We start from the raw sequence: 22,280 nt of genomic DNA on the forward strand, positions 1-22,280 counted from the left end.
GACTCTTATAAGTCAGGCGTTGTTTGACGCATCGGCGTCGCGTTGTAATGCGTGCTTACGGCAGGCATCGCCAAATGCCTGGAAGATCGCAAGGTAATCCGGGTTTGAGCATACCTGCCATTCGGGATGCCATTGCACCCCCAAAGCAAAACCCTTGCCCTGCGGGACCGAGACGGCCTCGATCAACCCATCGGGAGCCAGGGCCTCAACGCAAAGGCCCGGCGCCAGACGTTCAACGCCCTGACCATGAATCGAATTGACGTGAATCTCGCTCGCCAGGCCCAAACCTGCGAGCACACCACCCGGTTGGATGTGCACCGGGTGACTTGGCGCATACTGTCCTTCAAGCGGTAGGCTATCGTCTTCACGGTGATCCATGAATGGACCGGCTTCGTGGACTTTTTGATGCAGGCTGCCGCCGAACGCCACATTCATTTCCTGGAAGCCGCGGCAAATACCGAGCACGGGAATACCGGCCTCGACGGCGGCGCGGATCAACGGGAGGGTGGTGGCATCGCGTGCAGAATCATGAGCAGTGCCCGGTGCGCTGGCTGGGCCGCTATAGTGAAACGGTTCTATATTGGAAGGAGAGCCTGTAAAGAGGATGCCATCCAGACCGTCCAGAATATCGGACGGTGCCAGCAAATCGGCCAGGGCAGGAAGAATCACCGGCAGCCCCTTGGCCGCTGTGGCCACGGCGCGGACGTACTTGTCGCCACTGATGTGATAAGCATGCAGACCGATCTGCTTAGAGCAGGCGGTGACGCCGATTAACGGCAGGCGAGACATGAAGCACCCCGGTATTATTGGTGTTATGGGTTTGAATCGAGCTTAGCCTTGTTCATTTTTTTACACAACACCCCCGTAAAAAATACAACACGGCCCGCTCAAACCCGCAGGCGCTAAATCACTCAAAGGCATAAAAACGCTCCAAAGTGCCTCAAAAAAGCCCAATGGGTGCTTTTTTAGGGCAAAAAAGGCCTCGCTTGACTTCGGCATGCCGTTCGGGTTGACTGGAATCCGAAGAGATCAATGATTGATATTTTTAACAACAAAGGTGTTGCATCATGTCGGTACCCCCGCGTGCCGTTCAGCTTAACGAAGCGAACGCGTTCCTTAAGGAACATCCTGAGGTTCTGTACGTTGACCTTCTGATTGCGGATATGAATGGTGTGGTGCGCGGCAAGCGCATTGAACGCACCAGCCTCCACAAGGTTTACGAGAAAGGCATCAACCTGCCGGCCTCTCTATTTGCTCTGGATATCAATGGCTCGACGGTGGAAAGCACCGGCCTGGGCCTGGACATCGGCGATGCTGACCGAATCTGCTATCCAATCCCTGACACCCTGTGCAATGAGCCTTGGCAGAAGCGCCCTACCGCGCAACTGTTAATGACCATGCACGAACTCGAAGGTGAACCTTTCTTCGCGGATCCCCGTGAAGTGCTGCGTCAAGTTGTTGCCAAGTTCGACGAGATGGGTCTGACCATCTGCGCCGCGTTCGAACTGGAGTTCTACCTGATCGACCAGGAGAACGTGAACGGTCGCCCACAACCGCCTCGCTCGCCAATCTCCGGCAAACGCCCGCATTCGACACAGGTTTACCTGATCGACGACCTCGACGAATACGTCGACTGCCTCCAGGACATTCTGGAAGGTGCGAAAGAGCAAGGCATCCCTGCCGACGCGATCGTCAAGGAAAGTGCCCCGGCGCAGTTCGAAGTGAACCTGCACCACGTGGCCGACCCGATCAAGGCCTGCGACTACGCGGTCCTGCTCAAGCGTCTGATCAAAAACATCGCCTACGACCATGAAATGGACACCACCTTCATGGCCAAGCCTTACCCGGGCCAGGCGGGCAACGGTCTGCACGTCCACATCTCGATTCTTGATAAAGAAGGCAAAAACATTTTTGCCAGTGAGGATCCCGAGCAGAACGCCGCACTGCGTCACGCGATCGGCGGTGTGCTCGAGACCCTACCGGCGCAGATGGCTTTCCTCTGCCCGAACGTTAACTCCTACCGTCGTTTCGGCGCACAGTTCTACGTGCCGAATGCTCCGTGCTGGGGCCTGGACAACCGTACTGTTGCGGTGCGTGTACCAACGGGTTCCGCCGACGCGGTCCGTCTGGAACACCGCGTTGCCGGCGCCGATGCCAACCCGTACCTGCTGATGGCTTCGGTCCTGGCAGGCGTGCACCACGGTCTGGTCAACAAGATCGAGCCTGGCGCACCCGTGGAAGGCAACTCCTACGAGCAGAACGAGCAAAGCCTGCCGAACAACCTGCGCGATGCATTGCGTGAGCTGGACGACAGCGAAGTCATGGCCAAGTACATCGATCCGAAATACATCGATATCTTCGTCGCCTGTAAAGAGAGCGAGCTGGAGGAGTTCGAACACTCCATCTCCGACCTCGAGTACAACTGGTACCTGCATACCGTGTAAGCGGTTGCAGTAAAAACAACGCCGCAGGCTGATAAGGCTTGCGGCGTTTTTTTATGGCTGGCATCAAACCCTGTGGCGAGGGAGCTTGCTCCCGCTGGGTCGCGAAGCGATCCCAAACCGATCGATGCGGTGTGCCTGACAGAACCGCATTTCGGATTAAAGGAGTCCTTCGGCCTCCAGCGGGAGCAAGCTCCCTCGCCACAGGGGACTGCAGGCACCACAGGGGATATGGAACATTGGCCTGCTCTGCGTACAATGCCCGCTGCCCCGCAGGAGACACCCATGACCCGACTCGCCACCCCACGCAAACCCCGCGCCCGCAGCCAGGCCCGGATCGATTCAATACTCGATGCCGCCCGCACGCTGCTGGCGGCCGAGGGCGTGGCCAGTCTGTCGATCTATAGCGTCGCCGAACGCGCGGAAATCCCGCCCTCCTCCGTCTACCACTTCTTTGCCAGCGTCCCGGCGCTGCTCGAAGCCCTGACGGCCGACGTCCACGCGGCGTTCCGCGCCTGCCTGCAAGCGCCTATCGATCACGAAGCCCTGAACGGCTGGCGCGATCTGTCGCGACTGGTGGAACAACGCATGCTCGACATCTACGACGAAGATGCCGCAGCCCGCCAACTGATCCTCGCGCAGCACGGACTGACCGAAGTCACCCAGGCCGACCGACAGCACGACATCGAACTCGGCGACCTGATGCACAAACTCTTCGATCACCACTTCGAACTGCCGAGACTGCCGACGGACGTTGATGTGTTTGCGTTGGCCATGGAGCTTGGCGACCGCGTCTATGCGCGCTCGGTGCAGCAACACGGACAGATCACCCCACGCATGGCCGAAGAAGGCATGCGGGTATTCGACGCCTATCTGGGCCTGTATTTGCCGCCCTACCTGCCCAAGCGCGGCGTGTAACGCAACGAGGTGTTCATGGCACACGTTCCAGACAACTACCTTGGCGTGTGGCAACGACGCCTGATCAAATTCCAGTCGGGCCGCGTCGACAGCGAAACAGCGGTGTACTGGTTGCAGACCCCGCGTTTGTTTGCCGACCTGCGCATCCCGCCTGTCCCGCTTCCAGCCTTGTCGCTGGAACAACTGAATCACGCTGATTGGCTGACCCTGAGCGAGCAAAAAGGCTTCGCCGGCGTAACCGAAGTCAACGGCGACATTTGCCAGTGGCATCGCAAACTCGACTACCAACAGGTCAGCACCGAAGAAGACATCGGGCGCATGCACTTTGAAACCAGCGAGCGCCTGGTCGAAACAGCCCTGGACGACAGTTACTACGAGATCTGGGAGCGGCTGCCGGACTCTCGCGGCACCTGTCGCGGCCAGTGGTTGCAGGCGGTCGATGATCCAGCGCGCGTGGCCTGCCTGGTGCTGGCCGGTGACTACTTTCTGTTCGCCGCCAGCCGTGCCGTTGCGCTGAATCCAGGCGGCCATTTGCGTGAACACATCGATGCGGCAACCGCACCGCAACAGCTTGCCTGCGAATTCTCGTTCGGTCGCCACCACGGCGGGAAAAACCCGTGGCACATCGACTACTCCACACTGCCTGGGCAGGTCGGCCAACCCTTGTTGTCGGCTGACATCGATCCGCACGCCAGCGAACTATTCAGCGACCCACGCCTGCTGTCTTCACTCGGCACCTACGCGCCCGCCGCCGGTTGGCGCTGCGCACCCGAGCCCTGAACACCCGTGCATAAAAAACCCCGAAGGGTTCACACCCTTCGGGGTTGTGCGCAATGCACGCGCTTACAACTTGGCGATCGACACCTCGGTGGATTTCACAAACGCGATCACTTCGCTGCCGACCACCAGTTCCAGCTCTTTCACCGAACGAGTGGTGATCACCGAGGTGACGATGCCGGAAGCGGTCTGTACGTCGATTTCGGACAGCACGTCGCCGAGTACGATTTCCTTGATGGAGCCTTTGAACTGGTTACGAACGTTGATGGCTTTGATAGTCATGGTGTTGATTCCTGTCGTGGATAAGGCTTGAGTTATTGAGCCCAACGCAATTGCGTGGGCAATGGTGAAACAGGTTCCGGTGCCGGCGGTTCGCCGGGCAACGCCAGCACGCGATTGAGGACTTCGGTTTCCAGCGCCGCCAGCCGATGGGAGCCACGAACCCGAGGGCGCGGCAGCTCAACGTGCAGGTCGAGGCCGACTTCGCCCTCTTCGATCAGGATCACCCGGTCGGCAATCGCCACCGCTTCACTGACATCGTGGGTGACCAGCAACACGGTGAAACCGTGCTTCTGCCAGAGCCGTTCGATCAGCTGCTGCATTTCAATTCGGGTCAGTGCGTCCAGTGCGCCCAGCGGTTCGTCCAGCAACAGCAAACGCGGTTGATGGATCAGCGCGCGGGCCAGCGCCACACGTTGCTTCTGGCCACCGGACAAGGCGGCCGGCCATTCATTGGCGCGGTCGGCCAGACCGACCGACTCCAACGCTTCCAGCGCTTGCGGACGCCAGTTGCCCTTGAGCCCGAGGCCGACGTTGTCGATGACCTTTTTCCATGGCAGCAAACGCGCTTCCTGGAACATCAATCGGGTGTCTTCCCGCGCCTCACTGAGCGGCGCGGAACCTGCGAGCAATTCACCACCCGTGGGTTTGTCGAGACCGGCGAGCAAGCGCAGCAAGGTACTTTTGCCGCAACCGCTACGACCGACCACGGCGACAAACTGACCGGCCGGAATGTGCAGATCGATCTCACGCAGCACTTGCCGCGCGCCGAAGGTTTTTTGCAGTTTGCGCACCACCAGCGGAATCCCGCGCAGCAGGCGTGGAGGTTGTTGAGCCGTCATGCCGCACCTCCTTTAACTACCTGATAGGCCGGGTGCCAGCGCAACCACACGCGCTCAAGTCCGCGGGCCGCGAGGTCGGCGAGTTTGCCGAGCACGGCGTACAAAAGAATCGCCAGTACCACCACGTCGGTTTGCAAGAACTCCCGGGCATTCATCGCCAGGTAGCCAATGCCGGAGCTGGCGGAAATGGTTTCCGCGACGATCAAGGTCAGCCACATGAATCCCAGCGCGAACCGCACACCGACCAGAATCGAAGGCAGCGCCCCCGGCAGAATCACCTGACGGAACAGGCTGAAACCGGACAAGCCATAACTGCGGGACATTTCCACCAGCGCCGGATCGACGTTGCGGATGCCGTGATAGGTGTTGAGGTAGATCGGGAACAACGTGCCCAACGCCACCAGGAAAATCTTCGCCGACTCATCGATGCCGAACCACAGGATCACCAGTGGAATCAGCGCCAGGTGCGGCACGTTGCGGATCATCTGCACCGAACTGTCGAGCAGACGCTCGCCCCATTTCGACAGACCGGTGATGAAACCCAGGGTCAGGCCGATGCTGCCGCCAATGGCAAAGCCCAGCGCTGCACGCCAGCCGCTGATCGCCAGGTGCGTCCAGATTTCACCGCTGCGCACCAGGCTGACGCCGGCTTCGATGACGGCGATTGGCGCCGGCAGAATCCGTGTCGACAACCAGCCCGCCGACACCGACAACTGCCACACCGCCAACAGCAGCACCGGTAACGCCCAAGGCGCGAGGCTATGGATAAGTTTCTTCATGGCGCGCCTCAGCTCTGCGACGCGGCTTTGGGGAGGATGTCGTTGGCGACCATCTCACCAAACGGGCTGACGTAACCGGCGCTTTTCGGCAATTCCGGACGCTCGATATCGAGGTGTGGGAACAGCAGTTCGGCGACGCGGTAAGACTCTTCCAGATGCGGGTAACCGGAGAAGATGAACGTGTCGATGCCCAAGTCCGCGTATTCCTTCACGCGGGCGGCCACGGTCGGACCGTCGCCCACCAACGCTGTGCCGGCCCCACCGCGCACCAGACCGACACCGGCCCACAGGTTGGGGCTGACTTCGAGGTTGTCACGGCTGCCGCCGTGCAGCGCGGCCATGCGTTGCTGACCGACCGAGTCGAAGCGCGCCAGCGAGGCTTGGGCACGAGCGATGGTTTCATCGTCGAGGTGAGAGATCAGCCGATCCGCCGCTTGCCAGGCCTCGGCATTGGTTTCACGAACGATCACATGCAAACGAATGCCGAAGCGCACGGTGCGGCCGAGTTTCGCGGCTTTGGCGCGTACTTGTTCGATCTTCTCGGCAACGGCGGCCGGAGGTTCGCCCCAGGTCAGGACCATTTCAACTTGCTCTGCCGCGAGGTCTTGCGCCGCTTCCGAAGAACCGCCGAAGTACAGCGGCGGACGCGGTTGCTGGATCGGCGGGTAGAGCAATTTGGCACCCTTCACGCTGATGTGCTGACCGTCGTAATCGACGGTTTCGCCTTCCAGCACGCGGCGCCAGATGCGGGTGAATTCCACCGAGGCTTGATAGCGTTCTTCGTGAGTCAGGAACAAACCGTCGCCGGCCAATTCTTCCGGATCACCGCCGGTTACCAGGTTGAACAACGCGCGGCCGCCGGACAGGCGATCCAGCGTCGCCGCCTGACGCGCTGCCACCGTCGGGGAAATGATCCCGGGGCGCAGGGCGACGAGGAATTTCAAACGCTGGGTCACCGGGATCAGCGACGCGGCCACCAGCCACGAATCTTCGCAAGAGCGCCCGGTAGGAATCAGCACCCCGCCGAAGCCAAGTCGATCCGCCGCTTGCGCGACTTGTTGCAGATAACCGTGATCGACGGCGCGAGCGCCTTCGGCGGTGCCAAGGTAATGGCCGTCGCCGTGGGTAGGCAGGAACCAGAAGATATTGAGGCTCATGGAGTGGTCTCCTTAGGGATTCGAATTACTGAGCTTTGGCAACGGCCGCCGGAGGCGTCCAGATCACGTCTTTGATGCTCAGCGGCTTTGGAATCAGCTTGAGCTGGTAGAAGCTGTCGGCGATTTTCTGTTGCGCGGCGACCACTTCAGGCGTGAGCAACAGCGCCCCGTAGCCTTGGCGTTTCACCGCAGTCAGGGTGATGTCCGCCGGCAGGCCGAGCAGTGGCGAGACTTGTTGGGTCACGTCTTCGGGATTGGCCTTGGACCATTCGCCGACTGCGCGCACTTCTTCCACGAGGGTCTTGATCACCTCAGGATTTTTCTGCGCATAAGGCTTGGTCGCGAGGTAGAACTGATGGTTGTCGACGATGCCTTGGCCATCACGCAGGGTGCGTGCTTGCAATTGCTGTTCGGCGGCAGCCTGGTACGGGTCCCAGATCACCCAGGCATCGACGCTGCCACGTTCGAACGCAGCGCGGGCATCGGCCGGCGGCAGGAATACGGTCTGGATGTCGGTGTATTTGAGGCCGGCATCTTCCAGTGCGCGGACCAACAGGTAGTGAACGTTGGAGCCTTTGTTCAGGACGACTTTCTTGCCCTTGAGGTCCTGCACCGATTTGATCGGCGAGTCCTTCGGCACCAGGATCGCTTCGCTGTGAGGCGCTGGTGGTTCGTAGGCAACATAGAGCAGATCGGCGCCGGCTGCTTGAGCGAATACCGGTGGCGTTTCACCCGTAACGCCGAAGTCTATGGAGCCGACGTTCAAGCCTTCGAGCAGTTGCGGGCCGCCGGGGAATTCAGTCCATTGCACGTCCACGCCTTGGGCGGCGAGGCGTTTTTCCAAAGTGCCTTTGGCTTTGAGCAGCACCAAAGTGCCGTACTTTTGATAACCGATCCGAAGAGTCTCGGCTTGAGCTTGAGTAATGGCGCCGAAGGTTACAGCCGCAGCAAACAGAGCGACCAGACCACGACGCAAAATGACAGTGCGCATGGCGCTCTCCTTTTTGCAGTTAGGTTTTGGCTGCACCTGCTTGCCCGTTAGCGGGCGAGTAAGGCCAGTACATCAATTTCGGGTGAGGCTTATGAGGCTTAAATGCTCCAGCGAGCACTCAACAAACGTTCATTCAACAGGTTCGGATCGATCGGCTTGGGCCGTCGGGCCATGGCGCTGAAAAACAGCTCCAGTGATTCATTCAGTCTTTCTTCCAGCTCCGGTGCCAGCTGCGCCTGGACGCTGCCTTCGCCGTAAGCGATCTGGCTGTCCACGGCGAAAATCCCGTGGAGCATTTCCTGGGCTTTCAACGCCGACAGCACCGGCTTGAGCGCGTAATCCACCGCCAACATGTGAGCGATGCTGCCGCCGGTAGCCATTGGCAAAACCACTTTGTGGGCCAGGGCACGCTCGGGCAGCAGGTCCAGCACGGTTTTCAATGCACCGGAGAACGACGCTTTGTAGACCGGCGTGGCAATCAGCAGGCCATCGGCGTTTTCAATCTGTTGCAGCAGGTCGATCACCTTCGGGCTGTCGAAGCGTGCATGCAGCAAGTCTTCGGCCGGGAAGTCCCGTACCTGGTAACTCACCACTTCCACACCTTGCTCCTGCAACCAGCGTTGGGAGCGCTCCAGCAGCACCCCGGAACGGGAGCGTTGGCTGGGACTGCCACCGAGTGAGACAACCAGCATTCGACAATTCCTTGAACGGTGTTGGCGATTCGCGGTTTGCGATCTCGCTTTGATGGAAGTGACCTTAACAGGTGATTGTTATATCCATAAATCATATTTATTCATTTGGTTATTCTTTACAGATCTATATGAAATGGCTTTTCCCGGGCAAAAAAAAGGCCGTAAAAACGGCCTGAAATCCCCTGCTTTGTGGTGCCTCTAAACGATCGCAGCCTGCGGCAGCTCCTACATCACCGACCTGTAGGAGCTGCCGCAGGCTGCGATCTTTTGATCTTTAACGATTTGGTTGCGGCGTCAGACGCAGGTACGGCTTCACCGCGCGATAGCCTTTGGGGAAGCGTTTGTTGATTTCGTCTTCGTCCTTGAGCGACGGCACGATCACTACTTCATCACCGTCCTGCCAGTTGGCCGGGGTGGCCACCTTGTAGTTGTCGGTGAGTTGCAGCGAGTCAATAACCCGCAGGATTTCATGGAAGTTACGGCCGGTGCTCGCCGGGTAGGTAATGGTCAGCCGAACCTTTTTGTTCGGGTCGATCACGAACAGCGAACGCACAGTCAGGGTGTCGTTGGCGTTCGGGTGGATCAGGTCGTAGAGGTCCGAGACCTTGCGGTCGGCGTCGGCAAGGATCGGGAAGTTGACGAGGGTGTTCTGGGTTTCGTTGATGTCTTCGATCCACTTGTGGTGCGAGTCCACCGGGTCCACGGACAGGGCAATGGCTTTCACACCGCGCTGCGCAAACTCGTCCTTGAGCTTGGCAGTGAAGCCCAACTCGGTGGTGCACACCGGAGTGAAGTCCGCCGGATGGGAAAACAGCACGCCCCAGCTATCGCCCAGCCATTCGTGGAAACGGAGGGTGCCGGCGCTGGAATCCTGTTCAAAGTCGGGGGCGATATCGCCCAGTCTGAGGCTCATGGTGCTGCTCCTGGTGAGTGCTTATCGGGGTCAACTGTGCCTGCATTTCTTATTCATTAAAAAGAATAAATATCGATTTATTTAGATCGTAAACGAATATTAAAAATGTGTTCACTGGACCTTGGCGGCGGTCAGGACGACTATCGCTCACAAGGTTCGAGAAGGCCTTGAGTTGCTGCACAAAGAGGGAAATTTCGAGGAGGGTTTACGGGGGTGAGCCTGACTTGAAAACGCAAAAGCCCCGCCCGGCGAGATGCCGGGCGGGGCTTTTTTGTCAGCGGTTACGCGAGCGCTATTACAGCAGCGGGATCGAGTAGCTGACGATCAGGCGGTTTTCGTCCTGCGAACGAGTGCTCGGCAGGTCGGTACGCCACATAGCGTTTTTCCACGTGACACCAAGGTTTTTCAGCGCGCCTTCTTGTACGACGTAAGCCAGAGTCAGGTCGCGTTCCCACTCGGAAGCACCGTTAGCCAACTCGCCACCGCGAGCGTTGACGGTATCGATTTCATCACCTTTCAGGTAGATCACACCGGCCGTCAGACCTGGTACACCGACCTTGGCAAAGTCATACGAGTAGCGTGCTTGCCAAGTGCGCTCGCCGGCACGGGCGAACTTCTGGATCTGCATGTCGGTAGTCAGGTAAGCCGAAGCGCCGTCACCCTGGTTCAAGTAAGGGAAGTCACTGCTGCCGTTGCTGACCTGATAGCCGCCGCCGAAGGTGTGGCCGGCAACGGTATACAGGAACAGCCCGCTATACAGGTTGTTGTCGACCTTGCCTTTACCGCTTGGCGCATTGTAATTGCCAGAGGTGAAGTAGTTGGCGTCGTGACCGTTGGCACCGTCATCCCGGCTGTTGAAGTAGCGCAGGTCGGATTTCAGAACGCCCGGGCCGATTGCCCAGTTGTGAAGCAGACCCAGGAAGTGCTGCTTGTAGAAATCTTCCAGGTTGCCGTAGTAGTACTGGGCAGTCAGGTCTTTGGTGATTTTGTAGTCACCGCCACCGTAATAGAATTTGTTGCTGTCGCGACCAGCCGCAGTGCGACCGTTGGCACCAGCGATCGACAACTCTTCGTTGTTGCTGGAGTTACGGCCCTTGGCGTGCTCGATCTGACCGCCGACCAGTGTAAGGTCCTTGATCTCGCCCGAAGTGATCTGGCCACCCTGGAAGGTTTGTGGCAGCAGACGACCGTCGTTGGTCACGATGACCGGGTTCTTCGGCTGCAGGGTACCCAGCTTCAGTTCGGTCTGGGAGATCTTGGCTTTGGCAGTCAGGCCCAGGCTGGAGAAGTTATCCACCGCTTGGCCGTTGGACTCGCTTGGGAAAACAGTGCCGCCATAAGCGCTACCAGGGGTGCCATTGGCGTTAACGTTGCCATTAGTGCCGCCGCCCGAATCCAGACGTACACCCAGCAGGCCGATGGCGTCGATACCGAAGCCGACAGTGCCTTGGGTATAACCGGAAGTGAAGCGCAGATCGAAGCCTTGGCCCCACTCTTCGTTTTTGCTTGGCTCGGCAGTGCCGTCACGGTAATCCGTGTTGATGTAGAAGTTACGCAGCCCCAAAGTAGCTTTGCTGTCTTCGATGAAACCGGCGGCGCCTGCCTGCTGCGCCAAAACCCCTACGGCCACAGCCAGGGCCAAGGTGGACTTGTTCATTTGTTTCGCTCCTATCGTTTCTAATTTTTGAGGTCCTGGGTCGAATGCCCTGGATCCTTAAGTGCTCGGTGAGTGCCAGACCGTGTGAGAACGGCGATGGCCTGCCCCCTGTGATTTTTGCCCGCATGATAAACACAAAAAGAATTATTTCATCATTTTTCATGCCATTCAGGAATATAGCTTCGCGCTATTACTCTGAGTCGGGACCAAGGTATCGGCTCGTAAGCCACCCACTTTAGGCGTTCGGCTTAAAAGCTAAAAAGAATAAAAAATTACTAAGTAAGCTTTAATTGGAATATTGAAAAAACACAAAAAAAAACCTCGCCGGGGGGCGAGGCTTTTTCAGACGGCTATTACAAGAAGCTGTAGGTGTAGTTGAAGATCAGACGGGTCTGGTCGACATCAGGGTTGTTGGAGACTTCACTGCCGCGATAGACACCGTTACGCAACGTCACACCGAAACCTTTGAGGGTGCCCTGCTGGATGGTGTAGTCGATCCGCATGTCGCGTTCCCACTCAGACGAATCAGGACCACTGCCGTTCGTTGCTTTGATGTCGTCGCCGTGCAGGTAGGCAATCGAGGTTTTCAGGCCAGGCACACCCAGCGCAGCGAAGTCATAGGAGTACTGGCCGAAGGTGGTGTTTTCACCGGCACGGACAAAACCGTTAATCATGGCATCGGTGAACAGGTAGAAGCTCGCGCCTCCGTTCGCTTCCGGACGACCATTGCCATCAACAACGTTGCCCTGGTTCAGGTAGACGAAACCGCCGTCATCGCTGACACGCTGGTGACCGAGCAAGAAGGCGTTGCCACCCAGGGTGTAGGTGAACATGGCGCTCCAGGTCTTGTTATCGACCTCGCCCGGGGTCCTGGCAAAACCGTTGTTGTTGTTGAAGCGGTAGCCGGCGTCGCCATTTTTGCCAATGGAGCTGCTGTCAAAATAGCGCAGGTCTGTCTTGAAGGACTGGTTGGCGTCGATCGGGAAAACGTGGATCAGGCCAAGGAAGTCCTGTTTGTAGTAATCCTTCAGATTCGAGTGGTAGTACTGCAGGGTCAGGTCTTTGGTGACCTTCCAGTCAGCACCGGCGTAACGGAACTGATTGCTGTCCTGAGTACCGCCAGCCACGGCCAGGCCGGTGGAGTTTGAAGAGGCACGACCCGCCGAGTGTTCCAACTGACCCGCGTTGAGGGTCACGTTGTCGATTTCCTTCGAGGTGATGGTGCCACCGTCAAAGGTCTGTGGCAGCAGGCGGCTGTCGTTCGCTACCAGGATCGGCATGTTCGGTTGCAGAGCGCCACCCAGGTGGGCTTCAGTCTTCGAGAAGCGCGCCTTGACGTTGGCTGCCGCGCGGCTCCACTCGTCCACGGCCGAACCATCGGTGTCGCTTGGGAAGAATGTGTTGTTGAGGGCTGGGTGGTGACCCTTGCCGCCGTCCAGATGGATACCCACGAGGGCCTGGGCGTCGATACCGAAGCCGACAGTACCTTGGGTGAAACCGGACAGATAATCGAACTTGAGGCCTTCAGCGGTCTCTCTCTGATCCGCGCCGCCTTCTCGGTTATCGTTGTTGAAATACATGGTGCGAGAACTGACGGAAGCCTTGCTGTCTTCCAGGAAACCCGCGGCGCCTGCCTGCTGCGCCAAAACCCCTACCGCCACGGCCAGAGCCAAGGTCGACTTGTTCATTGTTTCGCTCCTATCGTTTCTAATTCTTGTGTTCCTGGTCCGGGGTTAATTGCCTCGGATCCTAAGATGCGCGATTAGCGCCAGACCGTGACCCACAAGTCAATCGTAACTTTGTGTGTCTACGACCATGGTCTAATCCCCAATAAATTTCTTCCTTGTCGGGCCATAAACCCAAAAAGAATCACCCAATTCTTTTTCATACCGTTTAGGAATTTAGCTCCGCCCTACCCCTTGAACCGGGACACGGGTACCGGCTCATAAGCTAATTCCTAAATGGTATTTGTAAGCCTTTTTTTAGATCGATTAGCTTTGATGCAATTCACGATCAATCCCTATCGAAAGGCAGCGCCATGACGACCAAACGCGCACTATCCGGTTCAATTGTTACAGTTTATGTATCGCTAATAATATCTTTTAGCGCACATGCGGCGAACCTCACGATCGGTTATCAAACCGGCATCGACCCCAGCAAAGTCCCCCAGGCAGACGGACTGTACGAGAAAACCCTAGGCCAGAAAATTGACTGGCGTCGTTTCAATAGCGGCCCGGAAGTGGTTACTGCCATTGCTTCCGGCGACGTGCAGATTGGCAACCTCGGCTCAAGTCCGCTGGCAGCCGCTGCTTCGCGCAATCTGCCGATTGTCGCGTTCATCGTTTCCGCCCAGATCAACGCCGCTGAAGCCCTCGTGGTGCGTAACGGCAGCGGCATCGATAAACCGGAAGATCTGATCGGCAAGACCATCGCCACCCCCTTCGTTTCAACCTCCCACTACAGTTTGCTAGGGGCGTTGAAGCATTGGGGCCTGGACGCCTCGAAAGTCAAAGTAGTGAATTTGCAGCCGGCGGAAATCGCGGCGGCGTGGAAGCGTGGTGACATCGATGGTGCGTTTGTCTGGTCACCCGCGCTGGGGGAAATTCGCAAGACCGGCAAGACCTTGACCGACGCGGCACAGGTCGGCCAATGGGGTGCGCCGACCTTCGAGGTCTGGGTCGCGCGCAAGGATTACGCCGAGAAGCACCCAGAGGTTGTGGCCAAATTTGCCAAGGTCACGCTGGACTCGTTCGCCGACTATGCCGCGCATAAAGACAGCTGGACTGCTGACTCGGTACCGGTGCAAAAAATCGCCAAACTGACCGGTGCCAATGCCGTCGATGTGCCGGAGTTGCTGGCCGGCTCTACGTTCCCGGAGGCTAAAGCCCAACAGACCACCGCGCTGCTGGACGGCGGCACGGCCAAGGCGATTGGCGAGACGGCGAAGTTCTTGAAGGAACAAGGGAAGGTCGAGACGGTGCTGCCGGACTATTCGCCGTATGTCAGCGCGAAGTTTGTGGCTGAGTAACACGCAGAACCCTGTGGCGAGGGAGCTTGCTCCCGCTGGAGGCCGGAGGACTCCCAACCCCGACAACGCGGTGAATCTGTCATACCGCGGTCGTTGGTTTTGGGGCCGCTCCGCAGCCCAGCGGGAGCAAGCTCCCTCGCCACATTGTTACAGGGTCTTTTCGAAGATCTTCGAATTACGCTGATAGTTGTACAGCGACGCCCGCGCCGACGGCAGACGCTCTACGCTGCTCGGCACAAACCCACGCTCGCGAAACCAGTGAGCAGTTCGGGTCGTCAGTACGAACAAGGTTTTCAACCCCTGCGCCCGGGCGCGGGTTTCGATGCGTTCCAGCAATTCATCACCACGACCGCCATGGCGGTATTCCGGGTTCACCGCCAGACACGCCAACTCCCCCGCATCCGAATCGGCAATCTGATACAGCGCCGCACACGCGATGATCATGCCTTCGCGCTCGACCACACTGAACTGCTCGATCTCACGCTCCAGCACCTCACGGGAACGCCGCACCAGAATGCCCTGCTCTTCCAGCGGGCTGATCAAATCCAGCAAACCACCAACGTCTTCGATGGCCGCTTCACGCACAACCTCGAATTGCTCCTGGGCCACCAGCGTACCGCCACCGTCACGGGTGAACAGTTCGGTCAGCAGCGCGCCGTCTTCGGCATAACTGACGATATGACTGCGCGCCACGCCGCCGCGGCAGGCCTCAGCGGCCGCATCCAGCAGCTCAGCCTGATAGTTGCTGCCCAGACGCTGCAGATGCGCCGGCACTTGTTGCGGACGCAACTCACGAACCAGACGACCGTTTTCATCGATCAGACCCAGGTCGGCGCCGAACAACAGCAGCTTGTCCGCCCCCAGATCGATGGCCGCGCGAGTGGCAACGTCTTCGCAGGCCAGGTTGAAAATCTCACCGGTCGGCGAGTAACCCAGTGGCGACAACAGCACGATGGAACGCTCATCCAGCAGGCGATTGATGCCCTTGCGGTCAACCCGACGCACTTCGCCGGTGTGGTGATAGTCGACGCCTTCGAGCACGCCAATCGGCCGCGCCGTCACCAGGTTGCCGCTGGCCACCCGCAGACGCGAGCCCTGCATCGGCGATGAAGCCATGTCCATGGACAGCCGCGCCTCGATGGCGATACGCAGCTGGCCCACCGCATCGATCACACACTCCAGCGTTGCGGCATCGGTGATGCGCATGCCGTGGTGGTAATGCGGGGTCAGGCCGCGCGTAGCCAGGCGGGTTTCAATTTGCGGACGGGAACCGTGAACCAGCACCAGTCGCACGCCCAGGCTGTGCAACAGCACAAGGTCGTGGACGATATTGCCGAAGTTCGGGTGCTCCACGCCGTCGCCGGGCAGCATGACGACGAAGGTGCAATCGCGGTGAGCGTTGATGTAAGGCGAAGCGTGACGAAGCCAATTAACGTATTCGGGCATGAACCTGGGCCTGTAATAAATAGCAGCCAAAAAATGGGCGAAACAGAAAACGCACAGCGGGCTGATGGTTATCGTCGGAACAGGCTTGGCGACACGCGCGCTCTCCTCATGAATACGGGTTGGGACATTGGCAATTTACAAGTCTTGTCAGCCATGACACAGCCCCTGTAGGAGTGAGCCTGCTCGCGATAGCGAAATGTCAGTCGATACTGAAGTGTCTGACACACCGCTATCGCGAGCAGGCTCACTCCTACAGGAACCTCGCTCAACTGACTGTCATCGGTGTTTCGGCCGGTGTCAGGCAGTAATGTTCAATCAGTTGACGTAATAGATGCACCGTAGGCTGCAAACGTGACATTTCGAGGTATTCCCCCGGTTGGTGCGCACAGGCGATGTCGCCAGGGCCGAGCACCAGGGTTTCGCAGCCAAGACGCTGAAGATAAGGCGCTTCGGTGCCGAACGCCACTGCTTCGGCACGATGGCCGGTGAGCTTTTCCGCGATCCGGACCAATTCGGCGTCCTCGGCCTGCTCGAACGGCGGCACTTCGGGGAACAGCGGCGCGTAATCGATCTTCACCTGGTGCCACTCGGCAATGGGCTTGAGCTTCTGCAGAATCTCCGCGCGCAGGGCATTGGGGTCCATGCCCGGTAACGGGCGCAGATCAAACTCCAGCGAACACTGGCCGCAAATACGGTTGGGGTTATCGCCACCATGGATGCAGCCGAAATTCAGGGTCGGCGTCGGCACGCTGAACTGTGGATTACGGAATTCACGCTGCCACGCCAACCGCAAACCACGCAGTTCACCGATGGCATCGTGCATGGCTTCGAGGGCGCTGTGGCCGAGGCGCGGATCCGAGGAGTGGCCGCTCTGACCGAGGATGTCGATGCGCTCCATCATGATGCCTTTGTGCATGCGGATCGGCTTCAACCCGGTCGGCTCGCCAATCACCGCCGCACGACCGAGCGGACGCCCGGCTTCGGCCAGGGCGCGAGCGCCGGACATCGAGCTTTCTTCATCACAGGTAGCGAGGATCAGCAGCGGTTGCTTGAACGGCTGGTCGAGCAGCGGTATGACGGCTTCGATGGCCAGCGCGAAAAAGCCCTTCATGTCGCAGCTGCCAAGTCCGACCCAGCGGCCGTCGACTTCGGTCAGCTTCAGCGGATCGGTCTGCCACAACGCCTCATCGAACGGCACCGTGTCGCTGTGACCGGCCAGCACCAGGCCACCGGGGCCGGAACCGAAACTGGCCAGCAGGTTGAATTTGCCGGGGCTGACCTGCTGGATGTCGCAGGTAAAACCCAGATCGCCGAGCCACGTCGCCAGCAAATCAATCACCGGACGGTTGGTTTGATCGAGGCTGGCCTGCGTACAACTGACGGACGGCGCAGCGATCAGCGCAGCGAACTGATCTTTCATGGATGGCAAAAGCATCGCTGACTCCCAACTCCCGATTTGAACTCCATCATAGAGCCATCCGGCGACAGGAATAAACCGTCGCGGCGCGTAGGACTGACGAGTCCTGTACACTGCACGACCTTGGCAGCCACACATTCCCCCCGGCTGCGCTCCCGATCCTGGATTTTCCGGCCATGCAGAAAGAAACCGAAATCAAACTCCGCGTCAGCCGAGAAACTCTCGCGGCCCTGCGCGAGCACCCGCTCCTGAAAAAACGCAACAAAAGTGGCTGGGAACGCCGTGAGTTGATGAACCAGTACTTCGACACGCCTGAGCGCGACCTGGCCCGCGCCAAGGTTGCCCTGCGCCTGCGCCGCGATGGCGAAGAAGTGATTCAGACCCTCAAGACCCGTGGCCATAGCGTTGCCGGTTTGTCCGAGCGTAACGAATACGACTGGAACCTGCCCAAAGCCAAGCTCGACGTGAAGAAACTTGACGGCGAATGCTGGCCTGAAGAGCTGGCCGAGCTGGACAAGAAAACCCTGAAGCCGATCTTCACCACCGATTTCGTCCGCGAACGCGCAGAAATCGCCTGGGGCCGTGGCAAGACCAAAGTGGTCATCGAAGCCGCACTGGATCTGGGTCACGTGATCGTAGGCAAGCAGAAAGAAGAAATCTGCGAGCTGGAACTTGAACTGCGCGAAGGCGAGCCGGCCGCGTTGCTGGAACTGGCCGCCGAACTGGCCGCAACCCTGGCCCTGATGCCGTGTGACATCAGCAAGGCCGAGCGCGGTTATCGCCTGTACGACGCCAACAGCTACTCGCTGAGCCTGCCGGCGCCGAAGATTACCGCCGAAACCCCGCTGGATGACGCTTTCGCTGCATTGAGCTGGCACTTGCTGAGCAGCAGCCAGCGTCTGGCCGAGCAGTATCGCTTCAACGGCCACTGGCGCCTGTTGCTGGACTGGGTCGAAAACCTCGCTGAATTGCGCGCGCTGCTGAGCAGCCTGGGCCAAGCCGCGCCGCGTCAGTCGACGCACGATCTACGCATCGCGCTGGATGCCTTGCTCGAAGACTGGCGTCCGCTGGTGCAAGCCGGTATCGACGACGAAGACGTGCGCAAAGCCGCGCCGGAACAGTTCCTCGAAGAACTGGAAGACCCGCGTTGGGGCCTGTTCTCGCTGAACACTTCGCGCTGGTTGCTGGCCCGCACCTGGACTGCCGACCGCAATGTCCGTGGCAATCGCCAGGGCGCTGCGCAACTGGGCAGCTGGCTGCCGCGTTTGCTGGGTGAAGAAGCGACTTCCCTGCAACTGCAGCGTTATCAGCAACAGCCGGAAGACCTGGCCGAGCAACTGCCGCGCATCGAACGCATCCAGGCCTGGTTGCACCACGCCCGCAACGTGCTGGAGATTCCGGAAATGGATCGCCTGTACGGTGAGCTGAAACAGCTTGCTCTGCTTGCTAACGAGCCGATCACCGATGAATCGCTGGATGCGCGCAAGCAGCAGGCGATTGCGGTGTATCAGAATCGTGCGTGGAAGATGCTGCTGCGTATGTAACCCCCTGTGGTGAGGGAGCAAGCTCCCTCGCCACAAAAAACCTCTGCCATCCCGATCAGCGCAACACCGGCAAACTCGTCGTGGACTTTATCTCAGATAAAGCCACGATCGAGTTCACCTCCTGAATCCCCGGCACCATCGACAGCTTCTCGAAGAAAAACCGCTCATACGCCTCAATATCCGCCGTCACAATCCGCAGCAAGAAATCCACCGACCCCATCAGCACATAACACTCCAGCACTTCGGGAAAGCCGCGAATCGCCTCGGTGAATTCGGTGAAGTTCGAACGCCCGTGAGCGTTGAGTTTGATTTCAGCGAAGATCTGCGTGTTCAGACCGATTTTCTTCCGATCAAGCAGCGTCACCTGCCCGCGAATAATCCCCTCCTCCTTCATCCGCTGAATCCGCCGCCAGCACGGCGACTGCGACAGCCCCACCTGCTCGGCGATCTGCGCGCTGGAGAGCGAAGCGTCCTCTTGCAGCAACGCGAGAATCTTGCGGTCGTAGCCATCCAGCTCGCTGTGCATAAAAAAACCTTTGATTGATAACTTACCGAATCAAGCAATTCAAATAATCGCCAATAAGCCCAATCATAGATAAGAAATGCCCGGCACCGAATGTAAAAATTCCTCCAGTGATTTTGGAGACCGACCATGCCGCATTTAGAAGCCGTCAACACCCCGCACACCCGCGCCGATGTCTGGAACCTCAGCAACGCCCACTGCCGCGTTCACTATCAATTGCTCGCCGAGGCCGAACCGGACCTGCTGTGCCGGGCGCTCAACCTGTTCGCTTTGCAGTTTCTGACGCCGCAACAGGTCAACGTGCAGCGGATGAACGATCTGCTGTCGATCGACATCGTGATAGACGGCCTGAGCTGGCACCGCGCCCAAGTGATCGCAGAAAAATTACGTAACCTGATCAGCGTCTGTTCCGTTGAGCTGCAAGCGGTTGAATGCGCATGGGATGAACCGGCTCAGGCGGCGGGCTGAAAAAACTCGACACGGCTTCGTCGTGTAGTGGCCCAACGGTCTGCAGGTCCGCGACTATCCTTTGCGAACTGTTGTTCATGAGGAGCCCGCATGTCCGTTCAACTCGCCATTCAGGACCGCTGGCTGGATCTCAATGATTTGCTGCGTGAACTGGTCGCCCAAGGCTTCATCAGTCAGGACTCGGCCGAACTCGCGCTCAATGCTCGACGCCGTCACGCCACCAATGGCCAGATGCACCCACTGGAATTCATCGCCAGCCAACTCCTGGACGATCTCAGCCGTCCCGGCAAACACCTCGACCTGGAAAGCCTGACCCTGTGGCTGTCGCAGCAGGCCGGTCAGCCTTATCTGCGTATCGACCCGCTGAAGATCAACGTCGCCGCGATTACGCCGCTGATGTCCTACGCGTTCGCCCAGCGCCACAAGATTCTTGCGGTGTCTATCGACCGCGAGGCAGTCACCGTGGCCAGCGCCCAGCCCTACGTCACCGGCTGGGAAGCCGACCTGACCCATGTGCTGAAACTGCCGATCAAGCGTGTGGTCGCCAACCCGGTCGACATCCAGCGCTTCAGCGTGGAGTTCTTCCGCCTGGCCAAATCGGTCAGCGGCGCGACCAACACCGATCAGCAGATGAACACCCTGGGCAACTTCGAGCAGCTGCTCAACCTCGGCGCCAGCGACCAGGAACCGGACGCCAATGACGCGCACATCGTCAACATCGTCGATTGGCTATTCCAGTACGCGTTCCAGCAGCGCGCCAGCGATATCCACATCGAACCACGGCGCGAGCAAGGCACGGTGCGCTTTCGCATCGACGGCGTGCTGCACAACGTCTATCAATTCCCGCCGCAAGTGACCATGGCCATTGTCAGCCGCCTGAAAAGCCTTGGGCGGATGAACGTCGCGGAAAAACGCAAACCCCAGGACGGCCGGGTCAAGACCAAAACCCCGGACGGTGGCGAAGTCGAGTTGCGGCTGTCGACATTGCCGACCGCATTCGGCGAAAAAATGGTCATGCGGATCTTCGACCCGGAGGTACTGCTCAAGAACTTTGATCAGTTGGGCTTCTCCGCCGACGACTTGCGCCGCTGGCAGGACATGACGACCCAGCCCAACGGCATCATTCTGGTCACCGGCCCGACCGGTTCCGGCAAGACCACCACGCTCTACACCACCCTGAAGAAACTGGCGACGCCGGAGGTCAACCTCTGCACCATCGAAGACCCGATCGAAATGGTCGAGCCGGCGTTCAACCAGATGCAGGTCCAGCACAACATCGACCTGACTTTCGCCGCCGGTGTGCGCGCACTGATGCGGCAGGATCCGGACATCATCATGATCGGTGAGATCCGTGATCTGGAAACCGCTGAAATGGCAATCCAGGCAGCGCTCACGGGTCACTTGGTGCTGTCGACGCTGCACACCAACGATGCACCGAGCGCGATCAGCCGCTTGCTGGAGCTGGGTGTGCCGCATTACCTGATCAAAGCCACGGTGCTTGGCGTCATGGCCCAGCGCCTGGTCCGCACCTTGTGCCCGCATTGCAAGGCACCGCTGACGCTGGGTGAAGAAGACTGGCAAACCTTGACCCGGCCCTGGAACGCACCGTTGCCGAACAACGCACATCGCGCCATCGGTTGCCTGGAATGCCGCGATACCGGTTACCGCGGTCGCGCCGGGGTCTACGAAATCATGCAGCTGACGGACGGCGTCAAAGCGCTGATCAACCCCGACACCGATTTGCTGGCCGTGCGGCGTCAGGCGTTCAAGGAAGGCATGCGCAGTTTGCGATTGTCAGGGGCGCAAAAAGTCGCAGCGGGTTTGACGACGATCGAGGAGGTGCTGCGAGTAACGCCGCAGAGCGAACAAAAGTAGGCGTGGCCGTCATGGAACTCGATTGGGGGATTGGCAATCCAACGCCGTAGTTAACCCAGTGGAGTCACTCAATATGCGTCTCAAACTTGCTGTCGCTACCATCGCCTTGTTGTCCCTTCCTGTCGGTTCGGCGATGGCCGATAGCTTTTGGCGTAATGTCATCTCGTCCGGTGCCACCACCGGCTCGACCTACCTGACCTTCAAGGATCACAAGCTGATCGTTGCCGCACAAGACGATGCTGGCAGCTTTGTCGCCAGTGACGGCGGCATTCGCGGTCCATACCTGGAGGCCGCGATGCAGAAAGTCCGTGCCGACAACCCTGGCCTGCAGGCCACGGACATGGAACTGGCGAACGCGATCCTGGCGAAGAATGCTGTCGCGTCGGAATAAGCTTTACGGCTGAACAAAAAATGCCGCTCACATGAGCGGCATTTTTTTGGTTCTTCACGGAATCCCGGGAAACACAGAAACAAGAACGCCGATTTGATTGATGATGTTCGTGCGAGCAAACACATCTAACAAACCGGCGTTC

The 22,280-nt window shown here is 58.9% G+C and carries 21 protein-coding genes; 8 read left to right on the forward strand and 13 right to left on the reverse strand.

Translation table 11 applies throughout. The annotated features are described in order from the left end of the window. Positions 1-12: 12 nt before the first annotated feature. Positions 13-789: a gamma-glutamyl-gamma-aminobutyrate hydrolase family protein gene (locus QF010_RS11920; protein WP_429533181.1), complete on the reverse strand. Its 777-nt coding sequence runs from the start codon at positions 787-789 to the stop codon at positions 13-15. A 278-nt stretch (positions 790-1,067) separates the two neighbouring features. Between QF010_RS11920 and QF010_RS11925 the strand changes: the two genes are divergently transcribed. From QF010_RS11925 to QF010_RS11935, 3 genes are all read left to right on the forward strand, one after another. Beyond that, a complete protein-coding gene (locus QF010_RS11925; protein WP_033060587.1) occupies positions 1,068-2,444 on the forward strand; it encodes a glutamine synthetase family protein in 1,377 nt (458 codons plus the stop codon). A 282-nt stretch (positions 2,445-2,726) separates the two neighbouring features. Next, positions 2,727-3,359 (forward strand): TetR/AcrR family transcriptional regulator, encoded by a 633-nt coding sequence (locus QF010_RS11930; RefSeq protein ID WP_429511639.1) that lies wholly within the window; start codon positions 2,727-2,729, stop codon positions 3,357-3,359. 15 nt (positions 3,360-3,374) lie between these two features. Then, positions 3,375-4,139 carry a hypothetical protein gene (locus QF010_RS11935; RefSeq protein ID WP_429533182.1) on the forward strand — a complete coding sequence of 255 codons (765 nt, stop codon included), beginning with the start codon at positions 3,375-3,377 and terminating at the stop codon, positions 4,137-4,139. Positions 4,140-4,202: 63 nt separating this feature from the next. Here the strand turns inward: QF010_RS11935 and QF010_RS11940 are convergent, their stop codons facing one another. The 9 genes from QF010_RS11940 to QF010_RS11980 all read right to left on the reverse strand — a co-directional run bounded on the left by QF010_RS11940 (position 4,203) and on the right by QF010_RS11980 (position 13,134). Then, positions 4,203-4,418 (reverse strand): TOBE domain-containing protein, encoded by a 216-nt coding sequence (locus QF010_RS11940; protein ID WP_003229256.1) that lies wholly within the window; start codon positions 4,416-4,418, stop codon positions 4,203-4,205. Between the two features lie 32 nt (positions 4,419-4,450). Continuing rightward, the gene (gene ssuB, locus QF010_RS11945) at positions 4,451-5,257 is read right to left on the reverse strand and encodes an aliphatic sulfonates ABC transporter ATP-binding protein (protein ID WP_033060592.1); all 807 of its coding nucleotides are present in this window, start codon (positions 5,255-5,257) and stop codon (positions 4,451-4,453) included. After that, positions 5,254-6,036 (reverse strand): aliphatic sulfonate ABC transporter permease SsuC, encoded by a 783-nt coding sequence (gene ssuC, locus QF010_RS11950; RefSeq protein ID WP_033060593.1) that lies wholly within the window; start codon positions 6,034-6,036, stop codon positions 5,254-5,256. Before ssuC ends, ssuB begins: the two co-directional genes overlap by 4 nt. A gap of 8 nt (positions 6,037-6,044) precedes the next feature. Further along, positions 6,045-7,193 (reverse strand): FMNH2-dependent alkanesulfonate monooxygenase, encoded by a 1,149-nt coding sequence (gene ssuD / locus QF010_RS11955; protein WP_154856029.1) that lies wholly within the window; start codon positions 7,191-7,193, stop codon positions 6,045-6,047. 25 nt (positions 7,194-7,218) lie between these two features. Continuing rightward, positions 7,219-8,184 (reverse strand): sulfonate ABC transporter substrate-binding protein, encoded by a 966-nt coding sequence (locus QF010_RS11960; RefSeq protein WP_033060595.1) that lies wholly within the window; start codon positions 8,182-8,184, stop codon positions 7,219-7,221. Positions 8,185-8,282: 98 nt separating this feature from the next. Beyond that, complete coding sequence (gene ssuE, locus QF010_RS11965; RefSeq protein ID WP_008150435.1) at positions 8,283-8,876, reverse strand: NADPH-dependent FMN reductase; 594 nt, start codon at positions 8,874-8,876, stop codon at positions 8,283-8,285. Between the two features lie 274 nt (positions 8,877-9,150). Then, positions 9,151-9,789, reverse strand: a complete 639-nt coding sequence (locus tag QF010_RS11970; protein WP_046053759.1) for a peroxiredoxin — start codon at positions 9,787-9,789, stop codon at positions 9,151-9,153. 295 nt (positions 9,790-10,084) lie between these two features. Continuing rightward, complete coding sequence (locus QF010_RS11975) at positions 10,085-11,446, reverse strand: OprD family porin (RefSeq protein WP_429533183.1); 1,362 nt, start codon at positions 11,444-11,446, stop codon at positions 10,085-10,087. 353 nt (positions 11,447-11,799) lie between these two features. Then, complete coding sequence (locus QF010_RS11980) at positions 11,800-13,134, reverse strand: OprD family porin (protein ID WP_033060600.1); 1,335 nt, start codon at positions 13,132-13,134, stop codon at positions 11,800-11,802. Positions 13,135-13,484: 350 nt separating this feature from the next. On the opposite strand from QF010_RS11980, the gene tauA reads away from it, so the two are divergent. Further along, positions 13,485-14,474, forward strand: coding sequence for a taurine ABC transporter substrate-binding protein (gene tauA / locus QF010_RS11985; RefSeq protein ID WP_033060601.1), 990 nt, complete (start codon positions 13,485-13,487; stop codon positions 14,472-14,474). Positions 14,475-14,621: 147 nt separating this feature from the next. Here tauA and argA read toward each other — a convergent pair whose 3' ends face one another. Next, a complete protein-coding gene (gene argA / locus QF010_RS11990) occupies positions 14,622-15,920 on the reverse strand; it encodes an amino-acid N-acetyltransferase (RefSeq protein WP_033060603.1) in 1,299 nt (432 codons plus the stop codon). Between the two features lie 265 nt (positions 15,921-16,185). Further along, positions 16,186-17,355 carry an acetylornithine deacetylase gene (gene argE / locus QF010_RS11995; RefSeq protein ID WP_429511637.1) on the reverse strand — a complete coding sequence of 390 codons (1,170 nt, stop codon included), beginning with the start codon at positions 17,353-17,355 and terminating at the stop codon, positions 16,186-16,188. 158 nt (positions 17,356-17,513) lie between these two features. Here argE and QF010_RS12000 point away from each other — a divergent pair, with 158 nt between their 5' ends. Further along, positions 17,514-18,881: a CYTH domain-containing protein gene (locus QF010_RS12000; protein WP_033060606.1), complete on the forward strand. Its 1,368-nt coding sequence runs from the start codon at positions 17,514-17,516 to the stop codon at positions 18,879-18,881. Between the two features lie 55 nt (positions 18,882-18,936). Here QF010_RS12000 and QF010_RS12005 read toward each other — a convergent pair whose 3' ends face one another. Continuing rightward, positions 18,937-19,407 carry an Lrp/AsnC family transcriptional regulator gene (locus tag QF010_RS12005; protein ID WP_018927598.1) on the reverse strand — a complete coding sequence of 157 codons (471 nt, stop codon included), beginning with the start codon at positions 19,405-19,407 and terminating at the stop codon, positions 18,937-18,939. A 126-nt stretch (positions 19,408-19,533) separates the two neighbouring features. On the opposite strand from QF010_RS12005, the gene QF010_RS12010 reads away from it, so the two are divergent. From QF010_RS12010 to QF010_RS12020, 3 genes are all read left to right on the forward strand, one after another. Beyond that, a complete protein-coding gene (locus QF010_RS12010) occupies positions 19,534-19,872 on the forward strand; it encodes a hypothetical protein (RefSeq protein ID WP_033060608.1) in 339 nt (112 codons plus the stop codon). 90 nt (positions 19,873-19,962) lie between these two features. After that, complete coding sequence (gene tfpB, locus QF010_RS12015; protein WP_033060609.1) at positions 19,963-21,747, forward strand: type IV pilus assembly ATPase TfpB; 1,785 nt, start codon at positions 19,963-19,965, stop codon at positions 21,745-21,747. A gap of 73 nt (positions 21,748-21,820) precedes the next feature. After that, the gene (locus QF010_RS12020; protein WP_010466645.1) at positions 21,821-22,138 is read left to right on the forward strand and encodes a DUF2388 domain-containing protein; all 318 of its coding nucleotides are present in this window, start codon (positions 21,821-21,823) and stop codon (positions 22,136-22,138) included. The last annotated feature ends 142 nt before the right edge of the window (positions 22,139-22,280 follow it).

It is taken from the genome of Pseudomonas silensiensis, from assembly GCF_050434865.1.
Taxonomy (GTDB): Bacteria; Pseudomonadota; Gammaproteobacteria; order Pseudomonadales; family Pseudomonadaceae; genus Aquipseudomonas; species Aquipseudomonas fluorescens_W.